Origin of the sequence: Streptomyces sp. NPDC001843 (assembly GCF_042891955.1) — a bacterium.
GTDB lineage: Bacteria > Actinomycetota > Actinomycetes > Streptomycetales > Streptomycetaceae > Streptomyces.
In genome coordinates this window covers 548,450-560,774 of the sequence record NZ_JBIATQ010000002.1, presented here as the reverse complement: position 1 = coordinate 560,774, position 12,325 = coordinate 548,450, and the positions used below count along the sequence as shown (strand labels likewise).

The following is a 12,325-nucleotide window of genomic DNA, read 5'->3' as shown; positions in this document are numbered from 1 at the left end:
GGTCACGTCGAAAGGCGCCGAAGCGCGGGGCCGGTGGGGCGCGGACCCTGGGCGCGGCGGAGGCCTGCGCGTCGGACGATCAGGCGCTCACGCTCGGGGCCGGGGGCCCGCCGACGTACGGGTCCGTGCGGCCGGTGTTCCCGGCCGTGGTGGCGCACGGAGGGTGGATGACGGCACGCCGTGCCGCTTGTTCCCCGCGGGTCTCGGCCACCAGCAGGTCGATGGCGGCGAGGAGGTCGGCGCGCTGCGCGGCCTGCCGCAGCCGGTGGGCCGCGCTGCCACCGCGGAGTGCTTCGTCGAGCAGTCCCCGTACGGTGTCCCAGTCGCCGGACGCCTCCAGAGCCGGCCGCAGTCTGCCCAGCATGCCGCGCAGCACCACGGGGGCCGGTGCCGCGCACCGGGCCACCGGGTCGACCAGGTGCCCTTCCAGACCGGATCGTGCGGCACGCCAGGTGGCGGCCCGCAGCCAGTCGTGCCAGTCGTGGCGGCCGCCGTAGCCGGGGTGGTCCCGGCGCTCCAGGCTCTCGCACGCATCGCGCACCAGGGCGCGGAAGAGACCGGCGACCAGCACCACGGTCTCCACCCGCGGGCAGGCGTCGCAGATGCGCAGTTCAAGCGTCCGCTGGTGCGCCGAAGGCCGTATGTCGTGGTAGACCATGCCGGCGTCGCTGATGACTCCCGAGCGGATCAGCTCGGCGAGGGCCGCGTCGTACTCCGCGGCGTCCGTGTAGCAGCCGGCCGGTCCCGCGGTCGGCCAGCGCTGCCACAGCATGGTTCGCCAGCTGGCGTACCCGGTGTCCGCTCCCAGCCAGAACGGGGAGCTGGCCGAGAGGGCCAGCAGCGGCGGCAGCCATGGGGAGACCAGGCACATGGCGCGTACGGCGGTGTCCCGGTCGGGCACGTCGACATGGATCTGCGCACTGCAGATGAGCTGTTCGTCGGCGACCAGACGGTAGTCGTCGGCCATGCGCCGGTAGCGGGGATCGGCGGTGACGTCCAGGGAACGGACGTGGGCCAGCGGCACTGTCCCGGCGGCCACCACCGCCAGGCCGAGCGTGGTGGCCGCCGCGTCGAGCCGGCGCCGCGCCGCGGCCAGATCCTCGTACAGGCCGTCGAGTGTGCCGTGCACCTCGCTGTTGCTCTCCACGACGGTCTGCTTGAGCTCACTGGTGAAGCCGGGTCTGTCCATGCGGGCGAGCAGTTCGCCGGCCCGTGGGACGAGCTGCCCGCTCTCCACGTCCAGCACGTGGAACTCTTCTTCTGCCCCGATACGTGGTGTCACGGCTTCTCCCCTGTATGTGGTCATCGGCCTGGTCAGTGGCCGCCACCGGGTTGACCCGACGGCCGGTGTCCGCCGGTCGGCGTGGTCCGAGTGCCCCGGATCGGCCGTGGACAAGCCCGTTGATCGACACTATGTGCCGGGGTCCTCACAGATGAGCGCGCAGGGGCGGCTACGACGCGTCGCAGTCAGGGGGATGGTCGTCCGAGGCCGGCCGCGGTGGGCGGCCGAAATCGACCTGCACCTTTTCGAAGCCCTTGAACACCTCGGTGGCGGCGTAGGTCTGGTAGGCGCGGCGGTCGCCGGGGCTGAGCCGTACCCGGTCGGTGAAGGGGGTCAGCAGGCTGCGCGGCCACAGCCGCATGGCCCGTACCGCGCTCACCTCGGCTGTCAGCAGGAAGACGAGCGCTCCCAGGTAGAGCCAGGCGAGCAGGCCGAGGACGATGCCGAACATGCCGTAGGTGGCCGTGGCCCCGCGGAGGAGGTGGTTCACGTAGTAGGAGCCGCCCCATTGCAGCACCTGCCAGGCGCAGGCGCCCCCGAGCGCGGCGCCGTACACCTGGCGCAGTGGGAGTCGGCGGTGGGTCAGCACCTGGTGACTCACCAGGAGCAGGAACGCGTTCAGGGCGATCGCGGCGACGACCGCGGCGGCTCTGGCCCCCGTCGCCAGGCTGGTGCCGAAGACGGTCGCCGTCGACACCACGGTGGAGAGCAGAGTCGCCACGCACAGGCCCACCGCGAGTACGGTCAGGAACAGCAGCCCCTTCAGCCGGGAACGGAGGGGGTCCGACCGGGCGTGCCGGGGCACGGCCCATATCTTGTTGAGGGCGTGCTGCGCGGCCTGGGCCACTCCGAGGGTTCCGTAGAGGGTGCCCGCCACCCCCAGTCCCAGTGCCACGCCGCTGCCCTGCAGGGAGTGCACGCTCTGGCCGATCTGGTCGCCGATGACCGGGAACTCCCGGAGGGCGGAGTCGAGGAAGCGTTCCTGCATGGCCTGGCTGCCGCTGAGCAGAGCGCCGAGGACGGCGACGAGGATGAGCAGCAGCGGGAAGAGGGACACGAAGGCGTAGTAGGCGAGCAGGGCGGCGAGATAGGTCCCCTGGTCGTCGTAGAACTTGTAGACCACCGCAAGCGGAAGCCCCGCCCAGCGGTGGCACCGCTGGTACGCGTCGGCTCGTGCCAGGACTCCCATCTCGGTTCTTCTTCCGCCGACCGGTTCGGACCGGCCCGATGGACATCCGCACCAGAACCAGTACCCCGTCCTGGGCAGGAACCCACGGCCACGCTACGTGGCAATGGTGGCCAGTCCGGTGATGCCGATCAGGTAGACGACGATGGCGGTGATGCTGTCGACCCCCATGCGCGCGTACTGGCGGCGGGGGCGGAAGACGAGCCCCGTCATGTAGACGACGGTGAGGATGATGCCGAGGGCGGTGAGGTAGATGTCGGTGTCGTGCGCGGCCGGCAGGACCGGCTTGCCGGAGATGACGGCCGCGGGGAGGAACAGCACGGGCAGGAAGGCGTTGCCGCCGAAGATGTCGCTGACGGCGAGCTGGTAGTCACCGAGTTTGGTGGAGGTCAGGCCGGTGCTGATCTCGGGAAGAGAGGTCGCCGTGGCCAGGACGGTCGCGCCGAACAGGACGCCGCTGAGACCCTGCCGGCCGAAGAACTCCTCGCCGGTGCGTTCGATGACGACGCCCGCGACGAGTGTCGCCAGGGCGGCGACGGCGAAGACGAGCGCGGCACGCCGGGTGCCGACGCCCTGGTCGGTGGCGGCCTTCTCCTTCTTCCCGCGGGAATGTCCGCGCGGCTCGGGCTGGTTGTCCGGGGCGTCACCGCCCTCGCGCCAGGGCAGACCGCGGCCGGCCCGGTTGAGCAGCAGCAGTCCGATCAGCCACAGCACGGCGATCGCCAGGGATGCGGGGGCCACCCGGGCGGCGTGCAGATCCGGGGAGAGCTGGGTCCCCATGACCACCACGGCCAGGACGACCACCACGAGCGCGCCCTCCAGGACGAGTTGGAGGCTGGCCGCCAGACGGGTCAGCGGAGCCCGGGGCCGGACTCCGGCGGCGTCGAGAATGGCCAGGACGACGGTCTGGACGGCGATCCCGCCGAGGATGTTGCCGACGGCGACGTCGAGTTGGCCGGCCAGGGCGGCCGAGACCGTGATGGCGATCTCGGGCAGGTTGGTGGCGACCGCGAGGAGGACGAGCCCGCCCAGCGCGCTGCCCAGGTGGAGACGTTCGGCCAGCACGTCGGTGGTGTCGGACAACTTGATGCCTGCGTACCAGATGACGGCCGCACTGGCCACGAACAACAGCAGCAGCACCGGAGAGCTCAAAGATCCCATGGCGCGGCGAGTACCCGGTGGCGGCGTTGCATGGCATGCGCATCCCCCCTGGACGTCTCAGGGGTGACGCTCGGCCGGTCTCCCGGTCGGGCGTCACCCCTCGGCGAGGCGCGAGTCGGCTGTGCGACCCGGCTTACGACTACGCTCCGGATGCGGTGGCGGCGGGTTCGACCTCCTGGGTGCCCGTCGCGGTGGCACCGGCGAAGTCCGTGTCCCCGCCGTAGGTGGCGGTGATGGTGTACGGGCTGCCCGCCGCGTCCGTGTAGACGTGCGTGGCGGTGGCCACACCGCCCGCCACCGTCGCCGGAACCGTCCCCGACCCGTCACCGAAGTCGACGGTCACCGTCCCCGTCGGCGTCCCCGCACCCGGAGCGGTCGCGGACACCGTCGCCGTCACCGTCACCGAGTCGCCCTCCACCGACGGATCGGGAGAGGACGTCACCGTCGCCGTGGTCGTGGCCTGGCCCACCGTCTGCGTGTCCGTACCCGTGGCAACGGCGAAGTCCGTGTCCCCGCCGTAGGTCGCGGTGATCGTGTAGGGGCTGCCCGCCACGGCCGTGTAGGCGTGGGTGGCGGTGGCCACACCGCCCGCCACCGTCGCCGGAACCGTCCCCGACCCGTCACCGAAGTCGACGGTCACCGTCCCCGTCGGCGTCCCCGCACCCGGAGCGGTCGCGGACACCGTCGCGGACACCGTCACCGGCTCGCCCACCACCGACGGATCCGGCGAGGACGCCACCGTCGCCGTGGTCGTGGCCTGGCCCACCGTCTGCGTGTCCGTACCCGTGGCAACCGCGAAGTCCGTGTCCCCGCCGTAGGTCGCGGTGATGGTGTACGGGCTGCCCGCGGTGGCGGTGTACGTGTGCGTGACGGTGGCCACGCCGCCCACCAGGGTTCCCGTCGCGTCCGGTGACCCGTCACCGAAGTCGAAGGTCACCGTCCCCGTCGGCGTCCCCGCGCCCGGAGCGGTCGCGGACACGGTCGCCGTAACCGTCACCTGCTGGCCCACCACCGACGGATCCGGCGTGGAGGCCACCGCGGTGGTGGTGTCCGCCGCGTCGACCGTGTGGGGGTCGGTGTCCGAGGAGCCGGCGAAGCTGGTGTCTCCGCCGTAGACGGCCGTGATGGTGAACGGGCTGCCCGTCGTCGTGGTGTAGGTGTGGGTGGCCGTGGCCGTGCCGCCCACGACGACTCCCGGGACCGGCGCGCTGCCGTCGCCGAAGTCGAAGGTGACGGTCCCGGTCGGCGTCCCCGCGCCCGGAGCGGTCGCGGACACCGTCGCCGTGGCCGTCACCTGCTGGCCCACCACCGACGGGTCGGAGGAAGACGTCACCTGGGTCGTCGTGGCCGACTGGTTCACCGTGTGGGTGTCGGTGCCGACCGACGGGCCGAAGTTTCCGTTGCCGGTGTAGATGGCGGTGATGGTGTGTGCGCCGACCGTCAGGGCGGTGGTGGTGACGGTGGCGGTGCCGCCGGTGACGGGCGCGGTGAGGACCGGGCCGCCGCTGATGACGAAGAACACCGTCCCGCCGGGCGTACCGGCCGCGGGTGCGTTGGGCGTCACCGTGGCGGTGATCGTCACCTGCTGGCCGAAGACCGACGGGTCGGGGGTCGAGGTGACCGTGGTGGTCGTCTGGGCCGCGATCACGATCTGGGTGTCGGTACCCGTGGAGGCGCTGAAGTCGGCGTTCCCGCTGTAGGTGGCGGTGACCGTGTACGGGCTGCCCGCGGTGCCGGTGTAGGTGTGGGTGACCGTCGCCGTGCCGCCGACCAGCGTCACCGTGTCGGCCGGTGATCCGTCCCCGTAGGTGACGATCACGTTGCCGGTCGGTGTTCCGTTGCCGGGTGCCGTGGCGGCCACCGTCACGGTGATGTTGACCGGTTGGCCGACCACCGAGGGGTCGGGACTGGTGGCGACGGTGGTGGTGGTTCCCGTCGCTGCCACGGTCTGGGTGTCGGTGCCGGTCGAGGCGGTGAAGTCGCTGTCGCCGCTGTAGGTGGCGGTGACGGTGTACGGACTGCCGGACGTGGAGGTGTAGGTGTGGGTGGCGGTGGCCGTACCACCCGTGACCGCCGCGGTCTGGGTGGAGCTGCCGTCACCGAAGTCGAAGGTGACCGTGCCCGTCGGGGTCCCGGCTCCCGGAGCAGTCGGGGCGACCGTGGCGGTGAACGTCACCGGCTGCCCCACCACCGACGGATCCGGGCTCGACGTGACGGTGGTCGTGGTGCCGGCCGCGGTCACCGTCTGGGTGTCCGTGCCCGTCGAAGCGGCGAAGTCGCTGTTGCCGCTGTACGTCGCCGACACCGGGTACGGGCTGCCTGCGGTGCTGGTGTAGGCGTGGGTGGCCGTGGCCGTGCCGCCGACGACCGGAACCGTCACCGTCGGGCTGCCGTCACCGAAGTCGAAGGTGACCGTGCCCGTCGGGGACCCGGCTCCCGGAGCAGTCGGGGCGACCGTGGCGGTGAACGTCACGAGCCGGCCCACCACCGACGGATCCGGGCTCGACGTGACGGTGGTCGTGGTGCCGGCCGCGGTCACCGTCTGGGTGTCCGTGCCGGCGGCGGGCAGGAAGGAGGCGTCACCGCTGTAGACGGCGACGACGGTGTACGGGCCGGCCACTGTGGTGGTGTAGGCGTGGGTGGCCGTGGCGGTGCCGCCGGCGACCGGCACCGTCACCGGTGCGCTGCCGTCGCCGAAGTCGAAGGTGACGGTCCCCGTCGGGGTCCCGGCTCCCGGAGGGGTGGGGGCGACCGTGGCGGTGAACGTCACCGGCTGCCCCACCACCGACGGATCCGGGCTCGACGTGACGGTGACCTGCGTGCCGGCGACGGTGACCGTCTGGATGTCGGTGCCCGTCGAGGCGGCGAAGTCACTGTCCCCGCCGTAGGAGGCGGTGATCGTGTACGGGCTGCCTGATGTGGAGGCGTAGGTGTGCGTGACCGTCGCCGTGCCGCCCGTCAGGGTCACCGTCTGGGCCGGGCTGCCGTCGCCGAAGTCGATCGTGACGTTCCCCGTCGGCGTGCCGGTCGCCGGTCCGACCGGTGCCACGGTCGCGGTGATGGTCACCGGCTGGCCGGCCGTCGACGGGTCCGGCGCGGATGTGACCGTGGTGGTCGTGGCCGCGGGATTGACGGTCTGGGTGTCGGTGCCCGTGGAACCGGCGAAGTTGCCGCTCCCGGCGTAGGCGGCGGTGATGGTGAACGGACTGCCGGCCGTGGAGGTGTAGGTGTGGGTGACCGTCGCCGTGCCGCCCACGAGCGTGCCGCTCTGGGTCGGTGATCCGTCGCCGAAGTCGAAGGTGACCGTGCCCGTCGGTGTGCCCGCGCCGGGCGTCACGGGCGCCACCGTCGCGGTGATGGTCACCGGCTGCCCCACTGTGGACGGATCCGGTGCGGAGGTCACCGTCGTCGTGGTGGCCGCGGGGTTGACGGTCTGGGTGTCCGTGCCCGTGGACGGGGCGAAGTTCCCGCTGCCGCTGTAGGTGGCCGTCACCGTGAACGGGCTGCCCGCGGTGGTGGTGTAGGCGTGTGTGGTCGTGGCGGTGCCACCGACCAGCGGCACCGTCACCGGCGCCGAACCGTCCCCGAAGGTGAACGTGACCGTTCCCGTCGGCGTCCCCGCACCCGGGGCCGTCGGCGCCACCGTCGCGGTGAGGGTCACCGGCTGCCCGACCACCGAGGGATCCGGGCTGGAGGTCACCGTCGTGGTCGTCGCCGCCGGCAGTACGGTCTGGGTGTCGGTGCCGGTGGACGGGTTGAACCCGGCGCTCCCGCTGTAGGTGGCGGTGACCGGGTACGGGCTCCCTGCGGTGCTGGTGTAGATGTGGTTGGCCGTGGCCACACCTGCGACGAGGGGGACCGTCGCCGACGACGCGTCGCCGAAGGTGAAGGTGACCGTGCCCGTGGGTGTGCCCGTCCCCGGGGGCACCGGCGCCACGGTGGCCGTGAAGGTCACCTGCTGCCCCACCGCGGACGGGTCCGGCGAGGAGGTCACTGTCGTCGTGGTGGCCGCCTTGCCCTGCACCGTCTGCGTGTCCGTCCCGGACGACGGGAGGTAGTTGGCGTTCCCGCCGTAGAGCGCGGTGATCGTGTGGAAGCCGGGGCTCAGCGTGCTCGTGGTGACCGTCGCTGTTCCCCCCACCAGCGGCGCGGTCAGCGTCGGCCCTCCGCTGATGTAGAAGGTGACGGTCCCGGTCGGTGTGCCCGTGCCCGGCGCGACCGGCTGCACCGTCGCCGTGATCGTCACCGGCTGGCCGGAGGCCGACGGGTCCGGTGTGGACATCACCGTCGTCGTGGTGGCCGCCTGGATGACGGCCTGGATCGTGGAACCCGTCGAGGAGGTGAAGTTGGTGTCACCGTTGTAGGTGGCGGTGACCGTGTGGTTTCCGACGGTCAGGTTGGTGACCGTCGCCGTCGCGGTACCGCCCACGACGGGCGCCGTCACGGTCGGCCCGCCGCTGACGGCGAAGGTGACCGTCCCCGTCGGAGTCCCCGCGCCGAGCGGGATGACGGTCGCGGTCAGCGTCACCGGCTGACCGACGACCGATGGATCCGGCGATGTGCTGACCAAGGTTACGGTTGCAGGCATGAACGCGGCCCTCCGAAGAGATCGAGGCTGTCGGGGCCGTCTCTCGTCCTCTCACCGCCTGGGGCCGCTACCGACGGTGACGGATGCAGGGCACCACAGACCGCCGTCCCCCGACAGGGAGATGGGCGGCTCCGATCGGTCCCACCAGTACGCGCCCGGGTGGTCTCGGCGCGCCAGGACCATGACACCGAATCCCCCGAACTGCCGAGCGTGCGAGCCGCGCGGACCGCGTGGGGACGGCCTACGACACCGGCGCGCAACTACCGCCACGCGCCGGGTGGTTGCGCCGCGGTCCGCGCGCGGAAGGTGCGGTGGGCGGTCGGCCGCCGTACGCTCTTACGTTCACGGACGCCGATCCGGGTACCTGAGTGGTGCCCAAGGGACACTTGGGAACAGGGCCCGACGAGTACACCGGGAGGCGAAGGCCGTGATCGCCGTCAACCCGACGGACAGTGCGTCGCTGCTCGCTGCCTTCGGTGCGCTGGGTGTCCTGGTGGTGCTGTTCGCCGAGTCGGGCCTGCTGGTCGTCGGCTTCTTCCTGCCGGGCGACACGCTGCTCCTGCCAGCCGGGGTGCTGTGCGCTGCGAACGGTGACCAGTCGCCACGGCTGCAGCTGTGGCAGGTGCTGGCGTGCGCGGCCGTCGGCGCCGTGGCGGGCGGCCAGGTGGGCTATCTGCTCGGCCGGCACGGTGGGCGGCCTCTGCTGGCCCGTACCTCGAGGCGGCGGGTGAAGGAGGGGGCGGCACGGGCGGAGCGGCTCCTGGCCCGCTACGGATACGGCAAGGCGCTCGTGATCGGCCGCTTCGTCCCGATGGTGCGCACCGTGCTGCACCCGGCGGCGGGCGCGCTCGGTGTGCCCGCGCGGACGTTCACCCTCTGGCAGACCGTCGGCGGCCTGCTCTGGTCCCAGACCTTCGTACTGGCCGGATACCTCCTGGGTTCGTCGGTGTCGCACGTCGACGACTACCTGTTGCTGTTCGTCGCCGTGATCGCAGCCCTCTCGCTGCTGCCGCTGCTGGCGGAGGCCCGCCGGTCCCGGCGGGACCGCTCCCGTTCGACGGGGTGACCGGACGGTCGGTGCACATGCGGGTTCCGGGGTACTCCGTCGAAGAGGAACCAGCGCCGGGCGACGACGGGCCTGCTGCCGTCGGGTTAGGACAGTCGTGGCTGCCTTCGAGGACGCGGTCGATCTTCACTTCGTCGGCAATGCGACGGTCCTGCTGCGCTACGGCGAGCTGACCCTGCTGACCGACCCCAACTTCCTTCACCGCGGCGAGCGCGCACACCTGGGATACGGGCTGGTCAGTCGCCGGCTGACCGAGCCGGCTGTCGACGTGCGGGAGCTGCCCCGGATCGACGGCGTCGTCCTGTCGCACCTGCACGGTGACCACTGGGACCGCCGGGCCCGACGGCACCTGGACCGCTCGGTGCCGATCATCACGACTCCTCATGCCGCACGGCATCTGCGCACCTGGCAAGGGTTTCGCCGGGCAGGCGGGCTGCGCACCTGGGAGAGCTGCACCCTTCGGCAGGGCGGCTCACAGGTCCGCGTGACCTCCCTGCCCGGACGGCATGCCCTGCAGCCCGTGCTACGCCGCCTGCTTCCGCCCGTGATGGGCAGCATGCTGGAGTTCGGCCCCCTGGACGGGCCGGCCCGCCTGCGGTTGTACGTCTCCGGTGACACGCTCGTGTTTGACGGTCTGGAGGAGATCGGACGGCGTTTCCCGACCGCCGATCTGGCCGTGCTCCACCTCGGGGGCACCACACTTCCCGGTGGTTTCGTCGTCACCATGGACGGTGCGCAGGGAGCCGAACTCGCGCGGCGCCTCGACTACCGGCGCATCCTGCCCGTGCACTACGACGACTACGGCCGCTTCCGCTCCCCCCTCGGCGACTTCCTGGCAGAAGCACGGGAACTCGGGCTCGGCGAGCGGCTCGTACACTGCCCTCGGGGACAGCACACCCGGGTGCTGCGCGGTGAGCGACCCGCTGTGCGCTGAGGCCCGGACCGGGGGCCGCCGCGAGAGTGGCCGACGGGCACCCGGCTCCGCCTCAGAGGACCAGCCACAGGGTGGCCATCGCGGTGAAGCCGGCGCAGACAGCCAGCGTCAGGCCCACACAACGCCGTCGCAGCGTTCGATAGCGGTTCTCGTACTCGGCGCGCAGGGACAGGCAGCGGGCCGCGATGCGTTCAAGGTCCTTCCGAGCGCGTTGAAGGCTGTCGGCGACATAACGCTGCTCGATCTCCGCGCGTTGTGACGTCGTCAACCATTCCATGGGCCCGACGAACTCCTGCGCCCGCTGCTCCGCCTCCGCGATCCTGGCCTGCCACAGCAGGTATCCCTCCACCTCGTTGCCGAGGTCGCTGTCGGCTCCGAGCCTCGGCGGTTCGTTCACGTGCGCCCTCGGCCGGTCACTGCCGCACTCCGTGGGCCTCGGCCTCGGCCAGCGCGATGTCGGGGTGGTGCAGGTCGAACGCCGGGGACTCGCTGCGGATCCGCGGCAGGGTGAGGAAGTTGTGCCGCGGCGGCGGGCAGGACGTCGCCCACTCGAGCGAGCGGCCGTAGCCCCACGGGTCGTCCACGCCGACCCGTTCGCCGTACTTGGCCGTCTTCCACACGTTGTAGAGGAACGGCAGGATCGACAGGCCGAGGATGAACGAGCCGATCGTCGACACCGTGTTCAGCGCGGTGAAGCCGTCCGCGGCCAGGTAGTCCGCGTAACGGCGCGGCATGCCCTCCGCACCCAGCCAGTGCTGGACCAGGAACGTGGTGTGGAAGCCGACGAACAGCGTCCAGAAGGTGATCTTGCCGAGGCGCTCGTCCAGCATCTTGCCGGTGAACTTCGGCCACCAGAAGTGGAAGCCGGAGAACATCGCGAACACGACGGTGCCGAAGACGACGTAGTGGAAGTGCGCCACCACGAAGTACGAGTCCGAGACATGGAAGTCCAGCGGCGGCGAGGCCAGGATGATTCCGGTCAGCCCGCCGAAGAGAAACGTCACGAGAAAGCCGGCCGCCCAGAGCATCGGCGTCTCGAAGGACAGCGAGCCCTTCCACATGGTGCCGATCCAGTTGAAGAACTTCACACCGGTCGGGACCGCGATCAGGAAGGTCATGAAGGAGAAGAACGGCAGGAGAACGGCGCCGGTGACGAACATGTGGTGCGCCCACACCGTCGCGGACAGCCCGGCGATCGAGATCGTGGCGGCGACCAGGCCCGCGTAGCCGAAGATCGGCTTGCGGGAGAACACCGGGATGACCTCGGTGATGATGCCGAAGAACGGCAGCGCGATGATGTACACCTCGGGGTGGCCGAAGAACCAGAAGAGGTGTTGCCAGAGCAGGGGGCCGCCGTTCGCGGCGTCGTACACATGGGCGCCGAACTTGCGGTCGGCCTCCAGGGCGAACAGCGCGGCGGCCAGGACCGGGAAGGCCAGCAGGACCAGGACACCGGTCAGCAGCACGTTCCAGGTGAAGATCGGCATGCGGAACATGGTCATGCCCGGGGCACGCATGCAGATGATCGTGGTGATGAAGTTGACCGCGCCGAGGATGGTGCCGAATCCGGAGAAGGCCAGACCCATGATCCACATGTCGGCGCCGATGCCCGGAGTGCGGATGACGTCGGAGAGCGGGGTGTAGGCGAACCAACCGAAGTCGGCGGCACCTTGCGGGGTGAGGAAGCCACCGACGGCGATGAGGGAGCCGAACAGGTAGAACCAGTAGGCGAGCATGTTCAGCCGGGGGAAGGCCACGTCCGGAGCGCCGATCTGCAGCGGCATGATCCAGTTCGTGAAGCCGGCGAACAACGGCGTCGCGAACATCAGCAGCATGACCGTGCCGTGCATCGTGAACGCCTGGTTGTACTGCTCCTTCGAGATGATCTGCAGGCCCGGGCGCGCCAGTTCGGCGCGCATCACCAGTGCCATCACGCCGGCGATCAGGAAGAACCCGAACGACGTCGACAGGTACAGCGTGCCGATCGTCTTGTGGTCGGTGGTCGTCAGCCACTTGACCACGACGCTGCCGGGCCGCCTGCGCCTGACCGGCAACTCACTGTCATAGGTGGCGGTCGGGTCTTTTGCGTCGTCGAGAATGCTCACAGG

At 71.0% G+C, this 12,325-nt stretch carries 8 protein-coding genes; 2 read left to right on the top strand and 6 right to left on the bottom strand.

Annotated elements, in window-relative coordinates; all coding sequences use genetic code 11:
* Positions 1 to 79 precede the first annotated feature (79 nt).
* From ACFYZQ_RS07840 to ACFYZQ_RS07825, 4 genes are all read right to left on the bottom strand, one after another.
* Positions 80 to 1,282 carry a YbdK family carboxylate-amine ligase gene (locus ACFYZQ_RS07840; RefSeq protein ID WP_389142878.1) on the bottom strand — a complete coding sequence of 401 codons (1,203 nt, stop codon included), beginning with the start codon at positions 1,280 to 1,282 and terminating at the stop codon, positions 80 to 82.
* A gap of 169 nt (positions 1,283 to 1,451) precedes the next feature.
* The gene (locus tag ACFYZQ_RS07835; RefSeq protein WP_389142875.1) at positions 1,452 to 2,471 is read right to left on the bottom strand and encodes a YihY/virulence factor BrkB family protein; all 1,020 of its coding nucleotides are present in this window, start codon (positions 2,469 to 2,471) and stop codon (positions 1,452 to 1,454) included.
* A gap of 93 nt (positions 2,472 to 2,564) precedes the next feature.
* On the bottom strand, positions 2,565 to 3,629 hold the full coding sequence (locus ACFYZQ_RS07830; protein ID WP_389142872.1) for a sodium:calcium antiporter: 1,065 nt from the start codon (positions 3,627 to 3,629) through the stop codon (positions 2,565 to 2,567).
* Between the two features lie 139 nt (positions 3,630 to 3,768).
* The gene (locus ACFYZQ_RS07825; RefSeq protein WP_389142869.1) at positions 3,769 to 8,217 is read right to left on the bottom strand and encodes a beta strand repeat-containing protein; all 4,449 of its coding nucleotides are present in this window, start codon (positions 8,215 to 8,217) and stop codon (positions 3,769 to 3,771) included.
* A gap of 427 nt (positions 8,218 to 8,644) precedes the next feature.
* Here ACFYZQ_RS07825 and ACFYZQ_RS07820 point away from each other — a divergent pair, with 427 nt between their 5' ends.
* Together ACFYZQ_RS07820 and ACFYZQ_RS07815 are read left to right on the top strand one after the other, a co-directional pair.
* Positions 8,645 to 9,283: a DedA family protein gene (locus tag ACFYZQ_RS07820; RefSeq protein ID WP_389142866.1), complete on the top strand. Its 639-nt coding sequence runs from the start codon at positions 8,645 to 8,647 to the stop codon at positions 9,281 to 9,283.
* Between the two features lie 97 nt (positions 9,284 to 9,380).
* A complete protein-coding gene (locus ACFYZQ_RS07815; RefSeq protein ID WP_389142864.1) occupies positions 9,381 to 10,217 on the top strand; it encodes an MBL fold metallo-hydrolase in 837 nt (278 codons plus the stop codon).
* A gap of 52 nt (positions 10,218 to 10,269) precedes the next feature.
* Here the strand turns inward: ACFYZQ_RS07815 and ACFYZQ_RS07810 are convergent, their stop codons facing one another.
* On the bottom strand, positions 10,270 to 10,614 hold the full coding sequence (locus ACFYZQ_RS07810) for a cytochrome C oxidase subunit I (RefSeq protein WP_389142862.1): 345 nt from the start codon (positions 10,612 to 10,614) through the stop codon (positions 10,270 to 10,272).
* 16 nt (positions 10,615 to 10,630) lie between these two features.
* On the bottom strand, positions 10,631 to 12,322 hold the full coding sequence (gene ctaD, locus ACFYZQ_RS07805; protein ID WP_389142860.1) for a cytochrome c oxidase subunit I: 1,692 nt from the start codon (positions 12,320 to 12,322) through the stop codon (positions 10,631 to 10,633).
* Positions 12,323 to 12,325: the final 3 nt, after the last annotated feature.